Below are 23,642 nucleotides of genomic sequence, written 5' to 3' on the forward strand. Positions count from 1 at the left end.
CTGCCGCGTAGCGTGCGCGTCAGCGCGCGCTCATCTGCCGCGTAGCGTGCGCGTCAGCGCGCGCTCATCTGCCGCGTTGAGTTCACAAGCGAGCGCTCAGGTTCCTGAGGCCATGTACGCGGCCAGGACGTAGTTGGGATGCCTGTCCAGGTTCTTGCGAGCTCGGTCGTATCGCATGGTCGTCCTCGGGTCGGCGTGCCGGGCGGCGATCTGGACGTCCCGAAGGTCCACCCCGGCGTCGAGCATCGTGGTGACGAACGTGTGGCGGAGCATGTGCGGGTGCATCCGGGCGGTTGAGACACCGGCGGCCGCGGCGAGGGCACGGAGTCTGCGGGTGGCGCAGTGTCGATCCATCCGGCTACCGGTACGGCTCCTCAGGATCGGGCCACCGAACCGACCGTCGACCGCTCGTTCGATCGCGCGCCCCACGGCAGGTGGCAACGGGACCAGCGCAATCTTGTCGCCCTTGCCCAGGACTCGCAGCACGCGGTGTCCGTGCACCTCCTCGAGGGCCTCGATGTTGGCGCCGGTTGCTTCGAAGATGCGCAGCCCGAGCAGACCCAGCATGGTCACCAGGGCGAAGTCATTGACATTCGAGGACTTCCTGCCCGCGGTGAGCATCGCCTCGAGTTGGAGGTGGCTGAGACCGAGCGTCGGGGACTCGGCAGAGACTCGGGGACGGCGGACATACTCCGCGGGCGAGTGCTCAAGGAGTCCGTCGATGACGCAGGTGCGGTAGAAGCCGGCGACGACCGAGAGCCGACGCGAGACAGTGGATGGTTTGTAGCGGCCGATCTCCTGCATCCAGCGGAGGAACAGCTCAATATGGGGACGCTGAGCCACCAAAGGATCAAGACCCTGCCGGCCGCACCAGGTGAGGAAGGAACGCAGATCTGACTCGGTGTGGACCCGGGACTGGCCTTTGAACCGCGCGAGATAGGCCGCGACAGCGATGCGAAGCGTTGCTCTGGCGTCGTCGCCAGGCAGGAGGAGTTGGGCAGTGTTCATCTCCCCACTGCGTCACCCGCGGAACCCGACGTCAAGGCGGCCAACTCCGGTGCCGGTCCTCCATCCTCATCGACACGCGCGTCATCGGTGCCTCGGCGCACCCCGCTCCCACCAGTCGACGGCCGCCGTCACGAATCATGCTGGCGCTGAACTCGGCGTCGGAGATGTTGCAGAACTTCCACAGCTCCTTCGCAGCACGGCTGTACTGAAAGATGACCTGGTCGACCTCGAAGGCATCGAGCTCCCCTGCACGAAAGCGGTCAACGCCGTCGCCTACCGCTGGAGGAGCTCGGCCAACCGCCCCTCGTGATACTCCGCAACCACCTCGACCGCCGCCCGCCGCTCCGACTTGCTGGACATACCAGCGAGGCTACTAACCCGACGCGCGGCGCACGACCGGTCTACTCGCCCTGCGACCAAGCCGCGATCGGTAGAGATAGGTAGACCCCCACGCTGGGCGTCGCGGCCACTTCGACTACCGCGTCACGGAGCTGGTCGCATCTCTCTTGCCGCGTCTCGTCCCGGCTGGGAAACCACTTCGACCGGATCTCGACAACTACTTCAAGGCCGCTGACGTCGTACGGCCCCCGCGGACGGAAACGGATCTCGACATCCCCCGGGCGAAGCGCCCAATCGTAAGGCTCCTCTGGGCAGTCGATCGCGAGCGAGACCGCGTGCGGCAGTGCGCGCTCGCACGGAGCGTAGCCGCCCTCAAAGCGGCAGATCCGGTCGTGCTGACTGAGGCCCTACCTCTTCACCAATGGGACGACGGCGCTCTCGCTACTCGGCGTCGTGGTGAGAGCGGAGGGCAGCGAGGGCAGCGTGGGCGTCGGGAACCGTGACAGTCACCGTGCGACCGTTGATCAACTGCAACCGGAGCGCGGGGCCGGAGCGCACCGTGCACACGGTCCGAGAAGGGGTCCACCAGAATCCGTAGCTCACGGCCCACCACGGAATCTCCACGACGGAGACTTCTCGGATCTCGCTCAGCGAGTACCTCGCGCGTGGCCAGCCGAGGATCCCCCAGTAGATGCTCACGCCGTGGGAGCCGCAGGAGGCGCGGACATCGGACGCGGTCACGACCTCAGCGAGAAGCCCCGCGAGCGCGAGCAAGATGACCGTCAGGCCGGTCGTGAACACAGGGTCACTGGCGGTGGCGATGCCTATGAGAGGTACGAGCAGGAGTCCGCTCACGACCACGCTGGTCCAGTTGGTCGCTCGTCCGGTGTAAACAGTCGTGGTCATGAGAGCTCCTTGACGAGGGTGATGACGTCGGACGAGTCGAGTCCATAACTTCGGGCGAGGTCGACAGCCGCCTGGACGGCCCGGCGGACAGGGGCCAGGTCAGCCGCGTCTGCAGTCGAGGCAACACGGGCGCCCCGTCCGCGACGAAACTCGAGGACCCCTGCGACGCGGAGCTGCCGGTAGGCCGCCAGCACCGTGTTGCGGTCGACCGACAGCGCCTCGGCCAGCTCGGCCGCGGGAGGCAGCTGTTCGCCCACCGACAGCTCGCCGTCGTGCACTCCGCGCACGACGCAAGCAGCTACCTGGTCCTGGAGACGCTGCGGTGAGGAATGATCGACGGTCCACTGCATAGTACTAATAGTACTAGCACTAACCCCTCAAGTCCACGACGCGTGTGTCGACAGGTCTGCCCGCATTGCTCCTTGCTCGTCGTTGCTCGCTCATCGGCATGACCGGACAGCAGGCACAACCGACCGCTTGGCGGCATGAGCGTGCGTCTTCGAGCGCAGGCTACGCGGCATGAGCGGGCACTCACGCACCCTCCGTGACCTCGCCGCTGGCGACCACGCGGCTGGGGTATCGCAACGTGAACTGCGCACCGGGCTGCACTCGGTCGACCTCTGGATTCCCGGCCCAGAACACCAGCACTACATCCTCGGTCCGTCCGGGTGCGAGCGGGCGACCGGACTCTGTGGTCACTCGCACCCCGAGGTCCACCGCCGACGCATCTAGTCGGAAGAGGAGCGACTGACAGGGAGACGGCATCGGCTCCCTAAGACCTCCGTCATCGCTTGCCAGAAGGTGCACCTGTGCTTGAACGTCCATCGCCCCATCATCCCTTGAGCCCACCTGACGGAGCCCAGAGCGGCATGAAGCGTGCACTTCGTGGCAGGCTCAGGGCCATGTCACAGGACGCGTACTTTCGGGTGACGTTTGTCCGACCCGATGGTTTGCAGGACGCAACAACCGGCCGCGCCACCGATAAGGCTGACGCCATCCGGTCTGCGAATGAAGCGCTGGAGCACTTCGAGCGAATCGGCATCAGTGACTACCTGCGGTCGGACGGGCTGACTGTTGAGCCCCCGGCGCGTCTGACCGTCGAGCGAGTGCCCGCGAACGAGGCTGGCTCAGGCTTTGGCCTGGTCATCACTGACCCCGAGGGCCACATCACGCGGAAGTAGGCATCCGCTCATCGGCAGATCCGTGCGCTTCCCGTAACAGGAACCGGTCGCGGGACCGATGAAGGTCAGTAGCCCTGCGAGAGCCTGCCCGTCCCAGAACACCCGTCCGGACGAGAGTCCCGCGATGGTCCGTCATCCGGCACGCCAGGCTTGGCCCGAGGACAGCCACGATTGATCACGCCATGTCGATCATGTCGATCAATCCAAACCGCCCAACGTCCTCGACATCTCCTACAGCAGGACAGCTCGACTGACGACCAGTGACGGACCCAGAATCCGCACCGCCGCACGCGCCTCGAGGCCTTCTAAATCGAGCGGCACGCATGCTACGAAGGTCCGTAGATCGGTCCGCCCCTCGGGGTGGGCCGAGCGTCGTTTCGAGGCTAGGTGACGAGTACTGACGGGCGGTGACGAGGCCGATGCACGGTGGAGTGAAGTTCTACCGCGGCTCTGCGGCTGCCGCGCGCTCCTACGTCGAGGCCGACCACTCACGCGCGGACGACTACTACCTGGCCGAGGGCAGCGGCCTGGCCGAGCACTACCTCGCCGGCCCCGGAGCTGTGCAGCGCGTCGGTGACCTCGACGGCCCGACGTACGAGCGCTGGGTCGGCGGGTACGACGTGCTGACCGGCGCTGCCAAGGGGCGCCTGCGCGACGACGCACGCGCGCTGCGGTTCGTCGAGGTCGTCGTCAACGGGCCGAAGTCCTGGTCGCTCGCCGCCGCGCTCCATCCCGACATCGCGGCGGCGTACGACTCGGCGATGGATCGGGCCGCGAGCGAGGTGATCGGCTGGGTGGCCGAGCACGCCACCACCCGGGTCGGTCCGCGCGGCCGTCAGGTGCAGGTGCCAGTGGAAATGGTTGAGGCAGCCGTCGTACGTCACTACACCTCGCGAGCCGGCGACCCGCACCGTCACCTCCACGTGCAGATCAACGCACGCGTCTTCGCACACGGCGGGTGGCGTGGACTGCACTCGGTCGGCGTCGTCGACAGCATCGAGGCGCTCAACGGGATCGGTCACGCCGCGGTGATGTGCGACCCCGAGTTCCGGACCGCGCTCGCGGGCCGCGGCTACAGCCTCGACGACGACGGCGAGATCGGTCAGCTCGTCCCGTACGCCGGCGGGTTCAGCCAGCGCGCTGCCCAGATCACCCGCAACGCCGACCGCTACGAGGCCGCCTGGCGAGCCGAGCACCCCGACCAGGAACCCGGCCCGCGACTGCGCCGTACCTGGGACCGACGTGCATGGGCGGACGCGCGGCCCGACAAGGTTGTGCCCCAGGGCGGCGTCGACCTTGTCGCCGCATGGAACAGCGAACTGCGCGACCTCGGCTTCACTCCACCAACCAGCCGCGCGCCAGAGCCAGGCCTCCAGATCGGTCGGCTCAACCGCGACGTCGCCGCCGACCTCGTGCTCACCCGACTCGGCGCCAAGCGGTCGGCATGGAACGCAGCCGACATCCGCGGCGAGGCCGAACGACTAATCGCCTCCGTCGGCGTGGTCGCCGAACGACCCGTGCGGCACGAGCTGGTCGAGGACATCGCAGAGCGTGCCAGGTCACGGTGCGTGCCCCTGCTGGAACGAGACGACGTCCCGCAGCACGTCCGCAGCCTGACATCCGAACATGTCCTCGCCGTCGAAGCCGACCTGGTCGACAGCATCGCTACCCGCTCCGCTCGGCCGGTCACTGACGCGGTCCGACTCCGCGGCATCGACCACCTCGACCCCGCCCAACGGCAAGTGGTCGCGGCCATCGCCGGCGACGCCGGTCTACTCGTGATCGAAGGCGCCGCCGGCACCGGCAAGACCACCACCATGGCCGCCGCGCGCGACGTACTCGACGACGCCGACCGCAGGCTCGTGGTCGTCACACCCACGCTCAAGGCCGCCCAAGCAGCGCAACAGCAGGTCGGCACCGACGCCTTCTCCGCCGCCTGGCTCGTCCACCAGCACGGCTACCGGTGGGACGAGGACGGCCATTGGTCGCAGACCGACGCCGCACCCGCCGCCCGCGCTCGACTGCTCCCCGGCGACGTCCTCCTCGTCGATGAGGCCGGCATGCTCGAACAGGACACCGCCCGCGCACTGCTCGCCATCGCCGACCGAGCACACGCAGTCGTCGCGCTCCTCGGCGACCGTCACCAGCTGCCGGCCGTCGGCCGAGGCGGTGTCCTCGACCTCGCCGCACGCTGGGTGCAACCCGAAGCACACCACGAGCTCGACTCGGTCCACCGGTTCAGCGACCCCGCGTACGCCGACCTCAGCCTGCTCATGCGGACCGGCGAACGTGCTGGTGAGGTCTTCGACGACCTCCTCGAGCGCGGCGAGGTCGTCGTCCATGCCAGCGAGGTCGAACGCACCGCAGCCCTGGCCGCGATCGACGCCGACGGCGACCAGCTCGTCATCACCGACACCCGCGACCAAGTCAGAGCACTCAACGCAGCCATCCGCGACCGCCGCCACTTCGTTGGTGAGCAGTCTGGTGAACTCACCACGCGTCGTGGTGAGCCGATCGGTCTCGGCGACCGGGTCGCCACTCGACGCAACGACCGCGACCTCGCAGTGGCCAACCGCGACACCTGGACCGTGGCCGGGATCGGCGATGACGGCAGCCTTCTCGTCACCGGTCGCGCCGGCCGACGAACCCTGCCTGCCGCGTACGTCAACGATCACGTCGAACTCGCCTTCACCACCACCGCCTACGGAGCCCAGGGAGAGACCGTCGACACCGCTCACCTCGCACTCGGAGAGGCCACCGGCGCCGCCTCGGCGTACGTCGGCATGACCCGCGGCCGCCACCGCAACGTCGCCCACCTCGTCGCCGAGTCCATCGACGACGCCCGCAGCCAATGGGTCGACGTCTTCAACCGCGACCGCGCCGACCTCGGCCCCAGCAACGCCGCCCAGAGAGCCGCCGACGACATCGACCGGTACGGACCGAACGCGCAGCCGCCCGCCGCGGGACTCCAGGCTGCGGTGCTGCGCGACCGACCGCGTCGGCCACCTCAACCGCTGCCTACTCCCGCACCGGGCTCGCGCGGGATCCGCCGCTGACCAACTTCATCGCGTCGAGTGATCGCCCGGAGCGGCCCGGATGACATAGGTGACCAGGAGAGGCTCGGGTCTCGACAGCAGCGGCCATCAGGTGTCGGATCCGCTGAGCGCGAGGTTGCTTCTCCAGGTAGGAGTCGTCGAATCCGTCGGCGGCCACGGCGAGAGGCGAAGTGATGGTGACACCCATCGGCATCCCGGACGACTGGGATGACAACAACCTGATCCTGTTCGAGGAGTTCTGCGAGCTCATCCGCACCCCGCAGCGCACCGTCCGCGACTGGCGCCGGCGGGGCGTCGGCCCACGCTGGACCCGCTTCCAAGGAGTCGGCCGGCTCTACATCACCGTCGCCGAGGCCCGACGCTTCCTCGCCTCAGCCACCATCACGCGGGCGGAGGTGCGCTCCGATGGCTGAGCGACGCTCCATCCCGGTCTACCTGAGCCTCGAAGAGGCAGCCGAGGCCATGTCGGTCTCAGTCAAGACCATCCGGCGCTGGATTGCAGCCGGCACCCTCCCGGCCTACCGCTGCGGCAAGCGGGCCATCCGAATCAAGCTCGTAGACCTGGAGGCCGCGCCCCGCCAGATCCCCTCAGTGCCGCAGTGACGGCCCTCGCAATGCGATACCTAATCGCATATCATGAGTCCGTGAGCAACATGGTCCAGAACGCAGGCGCCCTCGTCAGGGCACGCCGCACGGGGCTGGGTATCAGCCAACGCGCTGCGGCGCGCTTGTGCGGCATCCCGCAACCGATGCTCTCGCGCATCGAATCCGGGCAGACCGATCCAGGCGTGAGGACCCTGGCTCGGGTGCTTGCTGGGCTGGGGGCCGAGCTGCACCTCGAGCTCCGGTCATCGGAGACCGGGGGAGGGGAGCGACGCGAGAAGCAGCGCTCGCTGTGGCTGAGCCGCCTCGTTGTGGGCGAGCTGACCCGCGACCCCGACCGGGTGCTGGCAATCGCGCGGGACAACATCACGCGGTGGCGCGAGATCCACGCCGGCAGGCCGTCGATCCTGGCGGCGCTGGAGCGGTGGAGCGCGATTCTCGACGAGGGGGTCGAGTCGATCGTCGCAACGCTCACCGGGCACAGCGAGGAGGCGGAGGATCTTCGCCAGAATGCCCCCTTCGCCGGCGTGCTCACTCAGGAGCAGCGCGAGCAGGCGTTGGCGTCCTTCCGCAGCTACTGGGAGCAGCGTCAAACGTCGGCCGGCGCGCCAGCGGCCGAGACCAGGGTGGGGCGATGAACCGCGAGCAGCTCGCCGACGTGCTCAGAGCAGCCAGCCAGCTGGTCGATGATCGCCCCCTGGTCATGGGATCGCAGGCGATCCTCGGCACTTACGAGGAGGCTGTGCTGCCGGAGGCCGCGACCATGTCTATGGAGGCCGATGTCGCGTTCCTTGACGACCCGGACCGGGCGAAGGCCGACCTTGTAACCGGCGCGATCGGCGAGGACTCCAACTTCCACCAGGTACACGGCTTCTACGCAGAGGGAATCCACGTCGAGACAGCCACCCTCCCCGTTGGCTGGCGCGACCGGCTGATCACCCAGCCCGTTCCGGCCGGATCGAACGGGCCAGGGGTGCTCGCCTCGTTCTTGGAACGGCACGACCTGGTTGTCGCCAAGCTCGCCGCCTTCCGCGAGAAGGACATTCGGTTCGTTACCGAGTTGGCTGCGGCCGGGTTGGTCGACATTCGGATCACCCAAGCGCGCCTCGAGCACACGACGTTGCACCCCGTGGCCAAGGACCGGGCGACCAGGCTGCTCGAAGCGCTCGGCGAAAGGCTGTCCAAGCGCAGCGACCAGGCCCAGGACGTTGTTGAGACCGGGGCATCCGATCCGGACGCAGACGTCGATCGCGTACGGCGCAGCGAGCGCCGTGCGCGCGCCGCCCAAGTTGGCCAAGAGCGACCGCCATCCGGGCCAGGCATCGGCTGACCCCTCGCGGCCACGTCTAGCGCCGTGGCCTCATCCCCCCCTGGTCCCGAAGTCGAGTCCCGCGAAAGTTACCGCAGTCAGATCGTCCATCCGGCTCTGCGTCGCTCGTACGTAGCGCTCAGCGGCCTGGGACGACGAATCGCCGAGGAAGACTTGCACCTCGGCGACATGCGCTCCGTTCTGTGCCAGCCGGGTCGCACCAGTCGCCCGGAGGTCGTGGAAGTTGATCGGGCGGCCGACGGCCGCGCGCACATCGCGCCACCCACCGGAAAGGTCCCGAAATCGCGTGGGCTGGAGCCAGTCGCCGGACGGCCCCGGGAAGAGCAGTCCGTCGCGCCCGGTGACATAGGTCCGTAGATGCTCTCTCAGGACGATGCCGACGCTGTCTGGGATGCGCTGGTCGCGGATCCCGGCGCGTGACTTCGGGCCCTTCTCGTAGCGCTTGCCACCCGGACCAGTACTGACTGCGCGTCGGACACGCACGACGGATGGCTTCGCGTGAAGGTCAACGTCCGAGCGGCGGAGAGCGACGATCTCCCCGAACCGAAGCCCGCAGCCGAGCGCCAGAGCGACCATGGCACGCCATTCCGGGCGGATCGTCGCGAGAATCAGCGCCAGGTCGGCGTCCTCGATCACCTCGGTGCGCTTGTCTGACCGCTTCCCGATGCTGCCGGCGCCATCGATGGCGAACGGGTTGACGGCGCCAGGGAGCACGCCATCCGCGGCAGTCGCAGACTTCAGGATCGCTTTGGCCAGCGCGTAGCACTCGCGCACGGTCTTGCCCTTGTCGTGGGGGAGTCCTTCGTACCAGCGCACCACGTCAGCCGCAGTGATTGAGTGCAGCGGCATCTCGCCGAACGTCGGGAGCAGGTACTTGCGCAGCCAGATCAGGTAGCCGCGCTTGGTGGACTCCTGCAGCGGCTGCCCCTTCACCTTTCGGGCGCGCAGCCAGACCTCGGCGTACTCGCCGAAGGTTGGAACCTTCTTTGTCGCAGCGCGTATCCGCTCGTCCTCGGCGTGCTCAGACAGCGTTCGCCACGAAGCGCCCTCGGCGTTCAGTCGCAACTCCTCGGCGCGGAGCCAATCGCCGGCGGCCTCGCGGCCGTAGGTGTTCGACTCGAACGTGTGAGGGGCCTTGATGACATGCCCGCCGCGCCCAGACGGATGGCCGAGTGGAACGACGAAGCGCGCCTGCCAACGGCCGGAGCGCATCTTGCTGATCTGCCCGAACCGCCGTCGAGAACCTTGTTTTGTCATCCGAGATCCCTTGCATCTTGCATCGTTCGTGCATCGGATCGTACGGCATTGCGCGTCCAACTGTGACCTGTTGGATTGCATCGCCCGAGTGCCATTTACGCAGGTCAGAGGCCACTTCTGGGCTCAGCTGTCCACTTCGGTCCAACAGTGCCAAATAGTGGTTCGAGTCCAACCGGGGGAGCAGAGACCGAAGGGCCCGCACGCGACATCGTCGCGGCGGGCCCTTCGGTGTTCTCGGGGCGTTCTCCGGCTACTCGCCCCAGCCCATCGGGAAGACCTCGAACGGTGCGGCCATGGCGGTGCCGAGCCGCTGACCGGCGGCGCGGGCTCCGCCCTCGAGGAACTCGGCGGCGTCGAAGTCCTGCCAGCCCAGCCCGTCGATGTAGGCCCGGTGCGCCTCGAGCGAGGCGACGCCGGCCCGGAAGGTGTCGGTGGTGTCGACCGCGTGCGTGGCCTGCGGTGAGCCGAAGGCCCACACCTCCCGGACCCCGCCCCACGGCTCCAGGGTGCCGACCGAGCGCTCGCCGGTGAGCTGCTCGGGGAAGACCCAGCGGTTGCCGGCGTCACGCACGGCGTCGACGACGGCGCGGCCGACGGCGATGTGGTCGGCCTGGTTGAGGTTGCGACCGCCCCAGGTCTCGCGGAAGTTGCCGGTGAGCACGACGTCGGGCCGGTGCCGGCGCACCACCTCGGCTATCACGCGGCGCAGCGGGACGCCGTACTCGAGGATGCCGTCGGGCAGGCCGAGGAACTCCACGGTGTCGACCCCCACGACCCCGGCGCTGTCGACCTGCTCCTGCTCGCGCAGCGGCCGGACCTCGTCGGGGTGCAGGCCGTCGATGCCGGCCTCGCCGCTGGTGACCATGCAGTAGGCCACGTCCTTGCCCTGCCCGGTCCAGCGGGCGACCGCTGCCGCGGCACCGAACTCCAGGTCGTCGGGGTGCGCGACCACGCAGAGCAGACGCTGCCAGGTCTCGTCGAGGGGCTCCAGGGGCTGCGGTGTCTCGGGCTGTGGCGACATGCTCCCGAGCGTGGCACGCCGCTCGCCGCCGCGCACCCCCCACGGCGCGCGGCTACCCTGCCGCGCATGGGAACCAAGGTCGCCGACCTGCTCGACTCGCTCGCCAGCGCGGGGCCGCGGGTGCTGCTCGCCGTGGTCGTCGTCGTCGTCGGCTACCTGCTCTCGCGGGGCCTGCGCTGGATGCTGCACCGGCTGCTGGCGCCTCGGCACACTCCGAGCTTCGCCGCCGTGATGAGCAAGCTCGCGGGCTGGGTGCTGCTCTTCCTGGCCGTGATGGCAGCGATCGTGGTCGTCTTCCCCTCGGTGGAGCCGGTCAACATGCTGGCGGGTCTGGGCTTCTTCTCGGTGGCGGCCGGGTTCGCCTTCCAGGACATCCTGGAGAACCTGCTCTCCGGGCTGCTCCTGGTCCTGCGCCAGCCCTTCAGGTCCGGCGACCAGATCACGGTGGGCGAGGTCTCGGGGACCGTCCAGGCGATCACCATCCGGGAGACCCGGCTCAAGACCTTCGACGGGCAGCTCGTGCTGGTCCCCAACCGCGACGTCTACAAGGCGGTCATCACGGTGAGCACGCACTTCGCGAGCCGGCGGATCTCGGTCGTGGTCGGCATCGCCTACGAGAACGACCCCGCGGAGGCATGCCGGGTCATCCGCGCCGCCCTCGGCGAGGGACTTCCCCTCCTCGACGACACTCCTGCGCCCGAGGCGGTCGTGACCCGGCTCGGCGTCTCCACCGTCGACATCGAGGCGCGGTTCTGGTGCGGGCCCGACCAGCACGACGTGGTGCTGGCGGTGGATGCGGCGACCCGTGCGGTCAAGGCGGCGCTGGACGAGGCGGGCATCGAGATGCCGGCCGACATCGTCGTCCTCCAGGCCACGCCGAGCCTGCGCGCCGCCATCTCGGGGGAGGCCGAGGTGACGCCGGGCGGCGGCGTGCGGGCTCGCCCCGCCTAGCAGACGCCCGCGGGCGGCTGGCTAGGGTACGTCGGCGAGGGGCGGTAGCTCAGTCGGTCAGAGCAGAGGACTCATAATCCTTGGGTCGTGGGTTCGAGCCCCACCCGCCCTACCAACGGCCGGTACGTGGGGGACCTAGCCCACCAGGGTGTAGAGACGCCCTCGGGAGGTTGGTGGACTCCTCCTGTGGAGCCGATCCAGGAGACCAAGGCTGCCCTCGACGAGCTCGCGACCGAGCATCCCGAGGGCGACGACCTACGCGCCAGCCTGCAGGACCTGGCCACGAGGGTGCGCGAGCTGGTGCCCGACTGCGTCGGGATGTCGATCGCGTGGCGACGCCACGGGGCGGTGCTGACCCTGGTCGCCACCGACGACGAGATCGCCCTCCTCGACGCCGTGCAGTACGCGTTGGGCGGTCCCTGCGTGCAGGCGATCGAGGTCGGGGAGCGCACCGACGTCCGCGACATCGACGTGCTCGACGAGACGGCCTGGCAGGCCTTCGCCGAGCTCTCGGCCGCGACGGCGGTGCGCAGCAGCCTGACCATGCCGCTCCTCGAGGACGGCTCGGTGGTCGGCACCGCCAACCTCTACGCAGCCTCCCGCGCGGCCTTCGACGACCAGCACGACGCCTTGGCCGAGGTGCTGGGTGGCTGGGCGCCCAGCGCGGTCACCAACGCCGACCTGTCCTTCCGCACCCGCGAGGAGGCCCAGCGCGCGCCCGGCGTGCTCAAGGACGCCGCGGTGCTCGCGCAGGCGACGGGCATGCTCGCCGCCCACCTGGGCGTGGGCGTCGACGACGCCGAGGCGGTGCTGCACGATGCCGCGCTGCGTGCCGGGGTGCCGGTGCGGGTCCTGGCGCAGGCACTGGTCCGCGCCGTCTCAGGCGGCGACCCGGGCGGCGAGGGTGGTCCGCCCGAGGTCGGCTGAGCGGGCGGGCCGCAGACCTGCTGGCTCGCCCATCCCCGGTTGGGTCACCCTGGTCGGTCAGCCCTGGTTTGGTCGGTCCTGGCTCGAGACCCGTCGCTCCTCCAGGACGCGGTCGCGGCTGCGCACCAGCCGCAGCATCGTGACCAGGCCCAGGCCGCCGACCATGTTGCCCAGCACGGTCCAGGAGAACCACCGCGCCCAGTCGACGTACCCGAAACCGGCGTCGCCGGTGTGCAGGGCCCCGAAGGCCAGCAGGGAGTCGAGGACGGAGTGGAACATCTGCAGGCCTGCGATCAGGAAGCCGATGGCGATCGCGGCGATGATCTTGGCCGCCATGTCGTCGGTGCCCTGCTGCATGCGGGTGAGCAGTGTGATCGCGGCGCCGGCCAGGACGGCCAGCGAGAAGGTCTCGAGCGACAGCCCGGCCTCGACGAAGTGCGTGGCCGAGGTGACCAGGTCGGCGTGGTAGGCCGGGAAGGCCTGCACGACCAGCCACATGATGACCCAGCCGCCGAGCAGGTTGCCGATCAAGGTCAGGCCCCACAGCCGCAGCAGCGAGCGCACCCGGGCGCGGCGCGCCGCCACCGTGACCACGGGGATCAGGAAGCCCTCGGTGAAGAGCTCCGAGCGGGCCAGCAGCAGCGCCACGAAGCCCAGCGAGAACGCGATGCCGGCGAGCAGGTGGCTGCCGGTCTCGTGGTAGACCGCCAGCATCGCCAGGACCCCGAAGGCGACCTCGGAGCCGCCGAAGAACCCGGTGACCCCGGTGGTGACGACGCCCCGACCCATCCGCTGCACGCCCTCGTCGAGCTGGCGGTCGATGGCGCTCTCGAGCTCGTCCTCCAGCGGGCCGTCGGTCCGGCCCTGGTCGCGGGGGGAGTCCTCGGCGTGGTCGCGGCCTCCGTCCGTGTGCTCGCTCATGGCCTGATCCTCGGCCCGCGCCACCGCCGCTGACGGGTGCCGCGCCGCTCAGCCGCGGCTCTCACCCTGCAACCGGTCGATGTGCTCGGAGGCCTCGGCCTTGGTCAGGTCGGCGTCGATGGTCTCGCCCGCCTCGCGGGCCAGGGTGTCGAGGTAGCTCTTCTGCGCGCCGGTGGCGGGCTCGTCGCCGCTGACCCAGTCCTGCGGGTCCTTCTCGGTCGCGGTGGGGTCGGGCGCCTCGGCACCCAGGACGTCGGGCTGGTCGGTGTTCGCACGTGCGTTCGATTCCATGTCCACGACGCTACCCACCTCACGCACCGACCCCAAGGCCCCTGTGGGGTGAGCGGCCGGCAGGCGGCAGACTGGGGCCATGATCGCCGCGCCCAAGTACGGCTTCGTCGTCCTCGCCGTGCCCAAGTCGGGCTCCACCGCCCTCGAGGCGGCCTTCGCCCGGCACGCCCAGCTGGTCACCTCGGGGCCGCACTCGCTCAAGCACGTCGGCGCGGAGGGGTTCGAGCGCGACATCGCGCCGCTGCTCGACCAGCACGGGTACGCCCGTGCCGACTACGAGACCTGCGCGCTGGTGCGCGACCCGGTGTCGTGGATGTCGTCGTGGTGGCGCTACCGCTCCCGGCCCGGCATCGTCGGCACCTCGACGTACACCGGCGACATGAGCTTCGACGAGTTCGTCGGCCGGGTCGCCGCCGGCGAGATCGAGCTGCCCTCGCAGTCCAGCTACGTCAACCGCGCCGACGGCACGCCGGGCGTCGACCGGCTCTACCGCTACGAGGACCTCGACGAGTGCCTCGCCTGGCTGCGCGCGTGCCTGGGGCCCAAGAAGGCGCGCAAGACCGAGCTGCGCCAGCGCAACGTCTCGCCCGACCGGGCCCACGAGACCTCCGCGGCCACGCGCGACCTCGTCGAGCAGACCTATGCCGCCGACCTGGCGCTGCACCGCGACGTCGCGAGAGGACGCCTGGCGGGGGACTGACCCCGACCACGGCAAAGCCTCGAGCGCGGGGGAGCCGAGGTCCCCGACGCGCGGGCGTCGGGCTGTTACCTTCCGAGCACCCGCTTCCCCAGCCTGCGAGGTCGTCATGGCCGAGCCGCCTCACGGCTCCACCGCGCCGGAGCACCCCGGCCCGCCTCCCGCGCCCCGCCGTGGCCGCCGGCGCCGGCTCCGGCAGCGACGCCGGGCCGCAGGCCTCCGCGGCACCATCGGGGTGACCCTGATGGGCGCCGTGGTGCCCGGCTCGGGCCTGGTGTGGACCGGCCGCCGGCTGCTCGGGCTCCTGGTCCTGGTGCCCTTCCTGCTGGCCACGGCGTACGCCGCGGGGACGGCCAGCCGGGTCGCCGACCTGCGCACCCTCGTCGACCTGGCCATGGATCCCACGCGGCTCAAGACCTTCGCCGCGGCCGCCGTGCTCGCGCTGGTGCTCTGGGCCGGCGCCGTGTGGCTGACCTACCACCACGCCCGACCGGCACGCCGCACGCGAGCGGCCACCGTGGTCGGCAACCTGTTCGTGCTGCTGCTGGTCGTGGTCGTCGGCGCGCCCCTGGGGCTGGCCGCGCGCTACGCCACGGTGCAGGCCGACCTCGTCGAGACCGTCTTCGAGGAGGCGCCGCTCAGCGCCACGATCCCGCGCGACGTCACCGAGGCCGACCCGTGGGGCGGGCGGGACCGGGTCAACGTGCTGCTGCTCGGCGGCGACGGATCCGACTCGCGCGCCGGGGTGCGCACCGACAGCCTGATCCTGGCGAGCATCGAGACCGCGACGGGCAAGACCGTGCTGTTCTCGCTGCCGCGCAACCTGATGCGCGCCCAGTTCCCCGAGGGCAGCGCGCTGCACGACCTCTACCCCGACGGGTTCACCGGCGAGGGCGACCCGGCGGCGTACATGCTCAACGCCGTCTACGGACAGGTCCCGCTGCTGCACCCGGGCGTGCTCGGCGCCAGCGCCGCCGAGGGGGCCGACGAGGGCGCCGACGCGCTGAAGCTCGCGGTGGCCGGCTCGCTCGGGATCGACGTCGACTACTACGTGCTGGTCAACCTGCGCGGCTTCGAGCAGGTGGTCGACGCGATCGGCGGCATCACCGTCGACGTCAACGAGCCGGTGGCCATCAACGGCAACACCGACGCCGGCATCGAGCCCACGGCCTGGATCGAGCCGGGCCCCGACCAGCACCTCGACGGCTTCCACGCGCTGTGGTTCGCCCGGGGCCGCTACGGCTCCGACGACTACCGGCGCATGGAGCGCCAGCGCTGCGCGGTCGACGCGATCATCGAGGCGGCCGACCCGATGACGCTGCTGCGCCGCTACACCGGTCTGGCCGAGGCCGGCATGGACATCGTGACCACGGACATCCCGCGCGAGCTGCTGCCGGAGCTGGTCGGGCTGGGCCTGCGGATGAAGGACGCGAAGGTCCGCTCCGTGGTCTTCAGGCCCTCGGAGCGCTTCTCCTCCGCCGACCCCGACTACGAGCACGTGCGGGCAATGGTGGCGCGTGCCATCGACCCGCCCGAGCGCGCGGTGCGCAAGGCCGATCCCGACCGTGCCCGCGGCACCGAGGGCTCGTGCGCCTGGACCGGGGAGGACGCCGACGTCGTGGACGCCGGCGCCGACTCGTCGGCGCCGGGGACGGGCTGACTCAGCCGCCGAGCGAGCGGTACCACTCCTGGTAGACCGACAGCGCTCCCCGGCCTCGGGCGAGCGCCTCCTGGGTGGAGGGCAGCAGGTCGGCGGCGCCGGCCACCGACCCGGTGTCGGCCACGGCCTCCAGCCGGCGCACCGCCTCGCCCGCGTAGACGACGCCGAGGTTGAGCGCGCCGCCGGCCAGCTTGTGCGAGACCTGGCGCAACGCGTCGGCGTCGCCGGCGTCGACGGCCGCGCTCATCGCTGCCATCGCCTCGGCGCAGTTGCGCTCGAAGTTCGCGATGGCGCGGTCGAGGTAGTCGGTGTTGTCCTCGTCGAGCTCGCGCAGCATCTCGAGCCGGTCGAGGTCGAGACCGGCCAGGGCCGGGTCGTCCGTGGGCGGGACAGGCTCGGTCATGGGTGTCTCCTCGTGGTGGGGTTCGGGCCCGTCGTCGGGACCGGCAGGGGGCCCCGGGGCGTCGAGCCACCGGGCCAGGGTCTCGGTGAGGGCGGCGGGGTCGACGGGCTTGGTCAGGTAGTCGTCCATGCCGGCCTCGGCACAGCGCTCGCGCTCACCCTCCACGGCCGCCGCGGTCATGGCGATGACCGGCAGCCGGGCCGAGCCGGCGGCCGCCTCCGCGGCCCGGATGGCGCGCGTCGCGGCGTACCCGTCGAGCACCGGCATCTGCACGTCCATCAGCACCGCGTCCCAACCGCCGCAGGCCACCCACTCGACAGCGGCCCGCCCGTCGTCGACGGTCGCGTGGTCGTAGCCCAGGTGCTCCAGGAGCCCGGCGGCGACCATCTGGTTGACGGGGTTGTCCTCGACCACCAGCACGCGGTGCGCACGACGAGCCGGAGCCGCGGACGCGGCGAGCGTCGTCGCGCTCGACAGGTGCTTGACCAGCGTGCTGCGCAGCACGCCCGCGGGCACCGGCTTGACCAGGTAGTCGTCGAGCCCGGCGCTGCGCACCTCGGCGTCGTCCAGGTGGGTCATCGAGGTGAGCATCAGCAGCACGGTCGTGCCGTGGGCGGGGTCGGCCCGCAGCGTGCGGGCCAGGTCGAGGCCGTCGCGCTGAGGCATCGCCATGTCGAGCAGCACCGCGGCGTACGCCGCCGAGCGATCCTCGCCGGCCTCCCGGTCGTTGCGGGCGACGGCGGCCAGCGCCTCGTCGACCGAGGTCGTGACGTCGACCTCGAGGCCCCACCAGCCGAGCTGCTCGACCAGGATCATCCGGTTGGCCGGGTTGTCGTCGACGACGAGCACGCGGCGTCCGGCGAGCAGCGAGCGTGCCTGCTCGTCGGCGACGTCGACCACGTCGCCGGACGGCAGGGCCAGCGGGACCTCCGCGGTGAAGACGGCGCCGCCGCCGGGGTTGGGCCGGTGGGCCAGGGTCCCGCCCAGGGCCTGGACGATCTCGTGGGAGATCGCCAGCCCGAGGCCGGTGCCGCCGTAGACGCGCGTGGTGGAGGCGTCGGCCTGGGTGAAGGGGTCGAAGAGGCCGGCGACCTTCTCCGGGGGCACTCCGATGCCGGTGTCGGTGACGGAGACGACCAGGGTGGTGCCGGCGTCGGGGGCGGGGCGCGCGCCGGCCGCGACGTCGACCCGCCCGTGGTCGGTGAACTTGACGGCGTTGGAGACGAGGTTGGTCAGCACCTGGGCGAGGCGGGTGGGGTCGCCGGCCAGCACCCGGGGCACCTCGGCCGCGCACGAGAGCGCCAGCTCGATGCCCTTGGCGCGTGCCTGAGCCGCGAGCACCCCGACGACCTGGTCGAGGACGGGGCGCACCTCGAAGTCGAGGACCTCGAGCTCGAGACGACCGGCCTCGATCTTGGAGAAGTCGAGGATGTCGTTGATGACTCCCAGCAGCGCCCGGCTGGCGACCTGCACGCCCGCCGCGAGGCGCTGCTGCTCACCGGTGAGCGTGGTGCGCAGCAGCAGGTCGTTGAGGCCGATCACCCCGTTGAGGGGGGTGCGGATCTCGTGGCTCATGGTCGCCAGGAACTCCGACTTCTGCCGCGAGGCGTCCATCGCCTGGTCACGTGCCTCGGCCAGCTCCTGGTGCACCTGCTCGCGCCAGGCCACCCGGCCCATCTGCTCGGCCACGTGCGCCACCATCTGCTCGATCATGGCGTGGCGGTAGAGCGGCGGGTCGGAGGTGAGGGTCAGCACCGCCCGGACCTCGTCGAGCACCATGACGGGGAAGGCGATCGTCAGACGTGCCTCGTCCCAGCGGGCCTCCCTCGCCGTCAGCACCGAGCGGGCCAGCGCCAGCTCGGCGCCGGCCGTGGCGGGGTCGGCGTCGTCCTCGGCCGCGCTGCGGGGGTCGACGTACAGGGGCTGCAGCACTCCCTCGGCATCGACCGTGAACGCCCGCGCACGCGACCAGTCGTCGTGCAGCAGGACCAGGTCGCGGGCCTGGCGCAGCAGGCTGTCGAGGGTCTCGGCGTCGTTGGCGGCCGTCGCCACGGTCTGCATCAGGGTGTTCTGGGACGCCTGGTCGGCCAGCGCGAGCTCGGTCTGCTTGGTCTCCGTGACGTCCTGCAGCGTGCCGACCATGCGCGGGTGGTGGGGGTCGGGCTGCAGCACGCCGCGAGCGCGGGCCCACCGCCACTTCTCGTTGGCCAGGACCTGCACGGTGACGTCCAGCACGCTGCCGTCGGCGAGGCTGCCGGCCACCAGCTGGCGCACCAGGTCGCGGTCGTCGGGATGGACCTTCTCGACGAAGCGCTCCAGGGTCCAGGCCTCCGTGGTGGTGTCGACCCCGAAGAGCCGGTCGATCTGCTCCGACCCGATGATCGCGCCCGCGGTGAGGTCCCAGGTCCAGGCTCCGATGCGGGCGATCTCCTGGGTCTCCTCGAGGCGCTGCCGGCTCTCCTCGTGGGCCAGCGCCGCCGCGCGCCGGTCGTCGTAGTCGCTGAAGGTCAGCTGCAGCGCGGTGGGCCGGCCCTCCTCGTCGAGCACGGGGCACTCGCGCACCAGCACCCAGGTGACGCCGCCGTCGTGGCGCACGAGCTGCACCTCGACGGCGTCGTGGTTGACGTGTCCCTCTCGCACCCGGGCGAGGTGCGCCTCGAGCTGCGGGCGGCCGACCTCGTCGAGGCTGTCCTGCATGGGGACGTGCTGCATGCGGTCGTGCGGCACGCCGTACAGGCGCGCCATGGCCGGGTTGGCGTAGATGGTGCGCCCGGTCAGGTCGATGACCCAGATGCCGTCCGGCGAGCGCTCGACGATGTCGCGGTACATCCCACCTGCCGTCATCACACCTCCGCCACGCTCCACGATAGGGCCTCGGGGCCTGCCGCGCTGTCAGATCCGGCGCGCGCCGGAGATGAGGAACCCGCCGTCCGGCTGCTCCTGCAGGGTGAGCTCGATGGTCTCGGTCACGGTGCCCGAGCCGGCACGGGTGTAGGTGTAGGTGTAGGTGGCCGTCCCGGCCCCGGGGTCGGCAGCCTCCATCGTGAAGTCGCTGACCTCGCGCACGCTGCCCCAGAAGCCGGTGTAGCCCCGCAGCCGGCCGCTCTCGCGCTGGTAGGCGGGGGTGAGCATCGCGTAGCCGGCGTCCGGGTCGGCCGCGGCGGTGCGCACGTAGTCGGCGGCGAACTCCTCGATGTCCTCGGCGGTGGGGCCCTGGGTCGGCGAGGGTCCCTCGGTCGGACTGCTCGAGGTCGGTCCCGGGCTCGTCCCCGCAGCGGTGGGTGCCTCGTCGCCGGGGTCGCGTCCCTGGCCGACGGCGAAGGCGATGACCACGAGCACGACCAGCACCGCGGCACCCAGCACCACCGGCGCCAGCGCTCCCCGTCGACGGCGCTGCGACGCGCCACCGGCGCTCGCCGGCGACGCGGAGGACGGCGCGGGGATGACCGTGGGCTGCACCCCGGTGTTGAGGGGGGCGATCTCCTCCATCGACCGGGTGTCGTCACCGGTCGGCAGCGCAGGGAGGGGCTCGGCGGCCCCCGGGCCCTGCTGCAGCACGTCGCGCACGGTGGCCATGTCCCAGCGCTGCTCGGGATCGCGGCACATCGTGGCCCGCAGCAGCGGCCCGAGCCATCCCGGCTCGTCGACGCGCGGGGGCTCCTCGTGCACGATGCGGTAGAGCGCCCCGAGCACGTTGTCGCTCACCTCGTACGGCGGGTGGCCGGCCAGGGCGTGGAAGAGCGACGCGCCCAGCGACCACACGTCGCTGCGTGCCGTGGCCGTGGCTCCCGAGGCGACCTCGGGGGCCAGGTAGGCGGGCGACCCGGTCACCAGCCCGGTCTGGGTCAGGGACGGGTCGGTCTCGGCGCGGGCGATGCCGAAGTCGGAGAGCTTCACCTGGCCGTCGGCGGTGACCAGCATGTTGGACGGCTTGACGTCGCGGTGCACGATCCCGGCCTCGTGGGCGGCGGCGAGCGCCTCGGCCGCCTGCCCCAGCAGCTGCGCGGCCCGGTCGGGGGACAGGGGCCCCTCGGCGCGCAGGTAGCCCGAGAGGTTGGTGCCGTCGACGTGCTCCATCACCAGGTACTGCTGGCCGTCCTCCTCGACGAGGTCGTAGACGGCCACGACGTGGGGGTGGCTCAACCGCGCGGCCAGCCGGGCCTCGCGCTCGGCCCGCTCGGCGCGCTCGCGGTCGTCGGGGTCCTGGCCGGGGACGGCGCCGAGGCGCTTGAGGGCCACCGGCCGGCCGAGCATCTCGTCGCGGCCGAGCCACACCGCGCCCATCCCGCCGCGCCCGATCTCCCGCTCGAGCGTGTACCTGCCCGCGATCACGCCTGCTCGACCTCCATGCGCACGAGGATAGGGCGTCGGGCAGCGACGCCCCCGCGCCGACCGGTCGTGAACCCGGTGGGCGTCCCGATCGACGATGAGGCAGGCTTGGCGTCGTCCGGCGGACTGCGTTGTCCGCGCCCCGTAGCGGAGAAGGCACCAGACGTGAGCATCGACCCCACCCTCCTCGACGACCTCGAGTGGCGCGGCCTCGTCGCCCACTCGACGGACCGCGACGCGCTGCGCGCCGCGCTCGTGGAGGGCAGCGTCCGCTACTACGTCGGCTTCGACCCCACCGCGCCGAGCCTGCACATGGGCAACCTGCTGCAGATCGTCACGGCGATGCGCCTGCAGCGCGCCGGCCACACGCCGTTCGTGCTCGTCGGCGGCTCGACCGGCATGATCGGCGACCCCCGCGACTCCGGCGAGCGCACGCTCAACACGCTCGAGACCGTGGCCGAGTGGGTCGAGCGCATCCGCCACCAGGTGGAGCCGTTCCTGTCCTTCGAGGGCGAGAACGCCGCCACCATGGTCAACAACCTCGACTGGACCGCCGGCGTCTCCGCGATCGACTTCCTGCGCGACATCGGCAAGCACTTCCCGGTCAACCGGATGCTGGCCCGCGACGTGGTGCGCAACCGGCTCGACGACGGCATCAGCTACACCGAGTTCTCCTACATCCTGCTGCAGTCGATGGACTACCTGCACCTGCACCGCGAGCACGGCGTCTCCCTCCAGCTCGGCGGCTCCGACCAGTGGGGCAACATCACCGGCGGCGTCGAGCTGGTGCGTCGCGCCGACGGGGAGCGGGTGCACGCCTTCGTCACCCCGCTGGTGACCCGGGCCGACGGCACCAAGTACGGCAAGAGCGAGGGCGGCGCACTGTGGCTGGACCCCGAGATGCTCTCGCCCTACGCCTTCTACCAGTTCTGGCTCAACGTCGAGGACGAGAAGGTCGGCGAGCTGCTGCGGTTGTTCACCTTCCTCGACCGGGCGCGGATCGAGGAGCTCGAGGCCGCGCACGCCGAGAAGCCGTTCCTGCGCGCGGGCCAGAAGGCGCTGGCCGAGGAGGTGACCACGCTGGTGCACGGGGCCCAGGAGACGGCCCGCATCCAGGCGGCCTCCGCCGCGCTGTTCGGCGGCGGGGACATGGCCGAGCTGAGCCCCGACACCCTGGGCGCGGCACTGCGCGAGACGGGGGTGCTGCGTCTGGAGTCGGCGGGCGGGCTGCCCTCGGTCGTCGACCTGCTCGTCGAGACCGGGCTGGCCAAGAGCAAGGGCGACGCCCGGCGCACGGTGGGGGAAGGCGGTGCCTACCTCAACAACGTGCGTGTGGAGGACCCCGACCGGGTGCCGGGCGCCGACGACCTGCTCGGCGGCACCTGGCTGGTGCTGCGCAAGGGCAAGAAGAGCTTCAAGGGCGTCGAGGTCGTCTGAGGTGGGCGACGCGCGCGGCGGCAGCTGGTTGAGCGGGCTCGGTGCCCGCGCGGCGGGGTCGATGCCCCTGCCGCTGCGCGAGTACGTCGAGCACGGCGCCGGCGCCGGCGTCACCGCCGGCGAGGCCGCGGCGGGCTGGGGCCGGCTGCGCCTGCGACCGCACGTGCTGCGCGACGTCACCTCCGTCGACCCCTCGGTCGAGCTGCTCGGCTGCTCCAGCCGGGTGCCCTGGGGTGTGGCCCCGACCTCCCTGCAGCGGGCCGTGCACCCCGACGGCGAGCTGGCCACCGCGCGGGCCTCGGCGGCGGCCGGCGCGGTCATGGTGGTCTCGAGCAACGCCGGCAGCACGTTCGACGACATCGCCGCGACCGGGGTCACCTGGTGGTTGCAGGTCTACCTGCCCTCCGACCGCACCCTGGCCGGTCCCTTGCTGGACCGGGCGGTCGCTGCCGGTGCGGCGGCCGTCGTCCTGACGGTCGACACCCCCGTGGTGGCGACGTGGCACCCCTCGGAGGCACTCATCTGGGACCTGGCCGACCCGGCCTGGACCCGGGTCAACTTCGACCCGGGCTACGACGACCAGACCGGCTCCGAGAAGGCGCTCGACCTCGGTCCCCACGACATCGACTGGCTGCGTGAGCGCACCGGGCTGCCCGTCGTGGTCAAGGGCGTGCTGCGCGGCGACGACGCGCGGCGGTGCGTGCAGGCCGGCGCCGCCGGAGTGTGGGTGTCGACGCACGGCGGCCGACAGCTCGACCGCAGCCTGAGCACCGCGGCAGCCCTGCCCGAGGTGCGCCGCGCCGTCGGCGCCGACGCCGAGGTCTACGTCGACGGGGGAGTGCGCAGCGGGCTCGACGTCGTGACCGCGCTCGCGGCCGGTGCCGACGCCGTCTTCGTGGGCCGGCCCGTCCTGCACGCCCTGGTCGAGGGGGAGGCCGGGGTGGCCCGTTGGCACGCCGCCCTCCTCATCGAGACCGTGGAGGCCCTGCGCCTGGCCGGCTGCCGCACGCCCGCGGACACCCGGGACCTGCTGGCCGATGACGCGGACGAGGGCCCACACCCCGTCTGACCTGCACAAATACCGATGTGCTCCGGGTCACCCCCACTCGATTTGTCGTGTGGCAGCCGTTCGCCTAATGTTTTCCATGTCGCCAGGGAGCGGCGGGGAGCAAGGCCGGTCTGGCCGGGCTCCCGGCCCCAGGACGACCACAGCTCCACATCGCGGTCCGCCGCGCTGCGGAGCGCAGAGCCCCGCCGCTGGTGCCGAGAGGTGCTGGGACGGTGTGCGTCTGATTCTTGAGAACTCAACAGTGTGTCATAGTCGA

The 23,642-nt window shown here is 71.1% G+C and carries 21 protein-coding genes and 1 tRNA gene; 13 read left to right on the plus strand and 9 right to left on the minus strand.

The window, feature by feature from the left end:
* Positions 1 to 96: 96 nt before the first annotated feature.
* From ABKW28_RS19005 to ABKW28_RS19015, 3 genes are all read right to left on the minus strand, one after another.
* On the minus strand, positions 97 to 1,008 hold the full coding sequence (locus tag ABKW28_RS19005) for a tyrosine-type recombinase/integrase (protein WP_348612434.1): 912 nt from the start codon (positions 1,006 to 1,008) through the stop codon (positions 97 to 99).
* A gap of 780 nt (positions 1,009 to 1,788) precedes the next feature.
* Positions 1,789 to 2,253 (minus strand): hypothetical protein, encoded by a 465-nt coding sequence (locus tag ABKW28_RS19010; RefSeq protein WP_348612436.1) that lies wholly within the window; start codon positions 2,251 to 2,253, stop codon positions 1,789 to 1,791.
* Positions 2,250 to 2,603: a GntR family transcriptional regulator gene (locus ABKW28_RS19015; protein ID WP_348612438.1), complete on the minus strand. Its 354-nt coding sequence runs from the start codon at positions 2,601 to 2,603 to the stop codon at positions 2,250 to 2,252. Before ABKW28_RS19015 ends, ABKW28_RS19010 begins: the two co-directional genes overlap by 4 nt.
* Positions 2,604 to 3,155: 552 nt before the next feature.
* Here ABKW28_RS19015 and ABKW28_RS19020 point away from each other — a divergent pair.
* The 6 genes from ABKW28_RS19020 to ABKW28_RS19045 all read left to right on the plus strand — a co-directional run bounded on the left by ABKW28_RS19020 (position 3,156) and on the right by ABKW28_RS19045 (position 8,423).
* Positions 3,156 to 3,434, plus strand: coding sequence for a hypothetical protein (locus tag ABKW28_RS19020; protein WP_348612440.1), 279 nt, complete (start codon positions 3,156 to 3,158; stop codon positions 3,432 to 3,434).
* A 407-nt stretch (positions 3,435 to 3,841) separates the two neighbouring features.
* Positions 3,842 to 6,490, plus strand: coding sequence for a MobF family relaxase (gene mobF / locus ABKW28_RS19025; RefSeq protein WP_348612442.1), 2,649 nt, complete (start codon positions 3,842 to 3,844; stop codon positions 6,488 to 6,490).
* Between the two features lie 173 nt (positions 6,491 to 6,663).
* Positions 6,664 to 6,903 (plus strand): hypothetical protein, encoded by a 240-nt coding sequence (locus ABKW28_RS19030; protein ID WP_348612444.1) that lies wholly within the window; start codon positions 6,664 to 6,666, stop codon positions 6,901 to 6,903.
* Positions 6,896 to 7,093 (plus strand): helix-turn-helix domain-containing protein, encoded by a 198-nt coding sequence (locus ABKW28_RS19035; protein ID WP_348612446.1) that lies wholly within the window; start codon positions 6,896 to 6,898, stop codon positions 7,091 to 7,093. Before ABKW28_RS19030 ends, ABKW28_RS19035 begins: the two co-directional genes overlap by 8 nt.
* Before the next feature lie 50 nt (positions 7,094 to 7,143).
* The gene (locus ABKW28_RS19040; RefSeq protein WP_348612478.1) at positions 7,144 to 7,731 is read left to right on the plus strand and encodes a helix-turn-helix transcriptional regulator; all 588 of its coding nucleotides are present in this window, start codon (positions 7,144 to 7,146) and stop codon (positions 7,729 to 7,731) included.
* Positions 7,728 to 8,423 carry a DUF6036 family nucleotidyltransferase gene (locus ABKW28_RS19045; protein ID WP_348612448.1) on the plus strand — a complete coding sequence of 232 codons (696 nt, stop codon included), beginning with the start codon at positions 7,728 to 7,730 and terminating at the stop codon, positions 8,421 to 8,423. The genes ABKW28_RS19040 and ABKW28_RS19045 overlap by 4 nt, the downstream gene beginning before the upstream one ends.
* A 30-nt stretch (positions 8,424 to 8,453) precedes the next feature.
* On the opposite strand, the gene ABKW28_RS19050 is transcribed toward ABKW28_RS19045, so the two are convergent.
* Both ABKW28_RS19050 and ABKW28_RS19055 read right to left on the minus strand, forming a co-directional pair.
* Positions 8,454 to 9,680 carry a site-specific integrase gene (locus ABKW28_RS19050; protein ID WP_348612450.1) on the minus strand — a complete coding sequence of 409 codons (1,227 nt, stop codon included), beginning with the start codon at positions 9,678 to 9,680 and terminating at the stop codon, positions 8,454 to 8,456.
* Between the two features lie 250 nt (positions 9,681 to 9,930).
* A complete protein-coding gene (locus ABKW28_RS19055; RefSeq protein WP_348612456.1) occupies positions 9,931 to 10,701 on the minus strand; it encodes a PIG-L deacetylase family protein in 771 nt (256 codons plus the stop codon).
* Between the two features lie 66 nt (positions 10,702 to 10,767).
* On the opposite strand from ABKW28_RS19055, the gene ABKW28_RS19060 reads away from it, so the two are divergent.
* The 3 genes from ABKW28_RS19060 (at position 10,768) to ABKW28_RS19070 (ending at position 12,579) form a co-directional block, all read left to right on the plus strand.
* Positions 10,768 to 11,652 (plus strand): mechanosensitive ion channel family protein, encoded by an 885-nt coding sequence (locus ABKW28_RS19060; RefSeq protein WP_348612458.1) that lies wholly within the window; start codon positions 10,768 to 10,770, stop codon positions 11,650 to 11,652.
* Between the two features lie 38 nt (positions 11,653 to 11,690).
* Positions 11,691 to 11,767, plus strand: a tRNA-Ile gene (locus ABKW28_RS19065).
* A 71-nt stretch (positions 11,768 to 11,838) separates the two neighbouring features.
* On the plus strand, positions 11,839 to 12,579 hold the full coding sequence (locus tag ABKW28_RS19070) for a GAF and ANTAR domain-containing protein (protein WP_348612460.1): 741 nt from the start codon (positions 11,839 to 11,841) through the stop codon (positions 12,577 to 12,579).
* 57 nt (positions 12,580 to 12,636) lie between these two features.
* On the opposite strand, the gene ABKW28_RS19075 is transcribed toward ABKW28_RS19070, so the two are convergent.
* Positions 12,637 to 13,500: a formate/nitrite transporter family protein gene (locus tag ABKW28_RS19075; RefSeq protein ID WP_348612462.1), complete on the minus strand. Its 864-nt coding sequence runs from the start codon at positions 13,498 to 13,500 to the stop codon at positions 12,637 to 12,639.
* A 48-nt stretch (positions 13,501 to 13,548) separates the two neighbouring features.
* Positions 13,549 to 13,791, minus strand: coding sequence for a DUF3072 domain-containing protein (locus ABKW28_RS19080; RefSeq protein WP_348612464.1), 243 nt, complete (start codon positions 13,789 to 13,791; stop codon positions 13,549 to 13,551).
* Positions 13,792 to 13,870: 79 nt separating this feature from the next.
* Between ABKW28_RS19080 and ABKW28_RS19085 the strand changes: the two genes are divergently transcribed.
* Both ABKW28_RS19085 and ABKW28_RS19090 read left to right on the plus strand, forming a co-directional pair.
* Positions 13,871 to 14,491 carry a hypothetical protein gene (locus ABKW28_RS19085; RefSeq protein ID WP_348612466.1) on the plus strand — a complete coding sequence of 207 codons (621 nt, stop codon included), beginning with the start codon at positions 13,871 to 13,873 and terminating at the stop codon, positions 14,489 to 14,491.
* Positions 14,492 to 14,597: 106 nt separating this feature from the next.
* On the plus strand, positions 14,598 to 16,148 hold the full coding sequence (locus ABKW28_RS19090; RefSeq protein WP_348612468.1) for an LCP family protein: 1,551 nt from the start codon (positions 14,598 to 14,600) through the stop codon (positions 16,146 to 16,148).
* 1 nt (position 16,149) lies between these two features.
* On the opposite strand, the gene ABKW28_RS19095 is transcribed toward ABKW28_RS19090, so the two are convergent.
* Positions 16,150 to 19,395, minus strand: coding sequence for a response regulator (locus ABKW28_RS19095; RefSeq protein ID WP_348612470.1), 3,246 nt, complete (start codon positions 19,393 to 19,395; stop codon positions 16,150 to 16,152).
* 48 nt (positions 19,396 to 19,443) lie between these two features.
* On the minus strand, positions 19,444 to 20,883 hold the full coding sequence (locus ABKW28_RS19100; protein ID WP_348612472.1) for a serine/threonine-protein kinase: 1,440 nt from the start codon (positions 20,881 to 20,883) through the stop codon (positions 19,444 to 19,446).
* A 162-nt stretch (positions 20,884 to 21,045) separates the two neighbouring features.
* Here ABKW28_RS19100 and tyrS point away from each other — a divergent pair, with 162 nt between their 5' ends.
* Positions 21,046 to 22,317 carry a tyrosine--tRNA ligase gene (tyrS, locus tag ABKW28_RS19105; protein ID WP_348612474.1) on the plus strand — a complete coding sequence of 424 codons (1,272 nt, stop codon included), beginning with the start codon at positions 21,046 to 21,048 and terminating at the stop codon, positions 22,315 to 22,317.
* A 1-nt stretch (position 22,318) separates the two neighbouring features.
* Positions 22,319 to 23,386, plus strand: coding sequence for an alpha-hydroxy acid oxidase (locus ABKW28_RS19110; protein WP_348612476.1), 1,068 nt, complete (start codon positions 22,319 to 22,321; stop codon positions 23,384 to 23,386).
* Positions 23,387 to 23,642: the final 256 nt, after the last annotated feature.

The sequence above is a fragment of the Nocardioides sp. 31GB23 genome (assembly GCF_040012395.1).
In the GTDB taxonomy this organism is placed as follows: Bacteria; Actinomycetota; Actinomycetes; order Propionibacteriales; family Nocardioidaceae; genus Nocardioides; species Nocardioides salarius.

What these genes read in the sequence shown, in the direction of transcription:
- ABKW28_RS19005 (WP_348612434.1), bottom strand. Translation starts at nt 1,008, where the DNA reads ATGAACACTGCCCAACTCCTCCTGCCTGGCGACGACGCCAGAGCAACG.
- ABKW28_RS19010 (WP_348612436.1), bottom strand. Translation starts at nt 2,253, where the DNA reads ATGACCACGACTGTTTACACCGGACGAGCGACCAACTGGACCAGCGTG.
- ABKW28_RS19015 (WP_348612438.1), bottom strand. Translation starts at nt 2,603, where the DNA reads ATGCAGTGGACCGTCGATCATTCCTCACCGCAGCGTCTCCAGGACCAG.
- ABKW28_RS19020 (WP_348612440.1), top strand. Translation starts at nt 3,156, where the DNA reads ATGTCACAGGACGCGTACTTTCGGGTGACGTTTGTCCGACCCGATGGT.
- ABKW28_RS19030 (WP_348612444.1), top strand. Translation starts at nt 6,664, where the DNA reads ATGGTGACACCCATCGGCATCCCGGACGACTGGGATGACAACAACCTG.
- ABKW28_RS19035 (WP_348612446.1), top strand. Translation starts at nt 6,896, where the DNA reads ATGGCTGAGCGACGCTCCATCCCGGTCTACCTGAGCCTCGAAGAGGCA.
- ABKW28_RS19040 (WP_348612478.1), top strand. Translation starts at nt 7,144, where the DNA reads ATGGTCCAGAACGCAGGCGCCCTCGTCAGGGCACGCCGCACGGGGCTG.
- ABKW28_RS19045 (WP_348612448.1), top strand. Translation starts at nt 7,728, where the DNA reads ATGAACCGCGAGCAGCTCGCCGACGTGCTCAGAGCAGCCAGCCAGCTG.
- ABKW28_RS19050 (WP_348612450.1), bottom strand. Translation starts at nt 9,680, where the DNA reads ATGACAAAACAAGGTTCTCGACGGCGGTTCGGGCAGATCAGCAAGATG.
- ABKW28_RS19055 (WP_348612456.1), bottom strand. Translation starts at nt 10,701, where the DNA reads ATGTCGCCACAGCCCGAGACACCGCAGCCCCTGGAGCCCCTCGACGAG.
- ABKW28_RS19060 (WP_348612458.1), top strand. Translation starts at nt 10,768, where the DNA reads ATGGGAACCAAGGTCGCCGACCTGCTCGACTCGCTCGCCAGCGCGGGG.
- ABKW28_RS19075 (WP_348612462.1), bottom strand. Translation starts at nt 13,500, where the DNA reads ATGAGCGAGCACACGGACGGAGGCCGCGACCACGCCGAGGACTCCCCC.
- ABKW28_RS19080 (WP_348612464.1), bottom strand. Translation starts at nt 13,791, where the DNA reads ATGGAATCGAACGCACGTGCGAACACCGACCAGCCCGACGTCCTGGGT.
- ABKW28_RS19085 (WP_348612466.1), top strand. Translation starts at nt 13,871, where the DNA reads ATGATCGCCGCGCCCAAGTACGGCTTCGTCGTCCTCGCCGTGCCCAAG.
- ABKW28_RS19090 (WP_348612468.1), top strand. Translation starts at nt 14,598, where the DNA reads ATGGCCGAGCCGCCTCACGGCTCCACCGCGCCGGAGCACCCCGGCCCG.
- ABKW28_RS19095 (WP_348612470.1), bottom strand. Translation starts at nt 19,395, where the DNA reads ATGACGGCAGGTGGGATGTACCGCGACATCGTCGAGCGCTCGCCGGAC.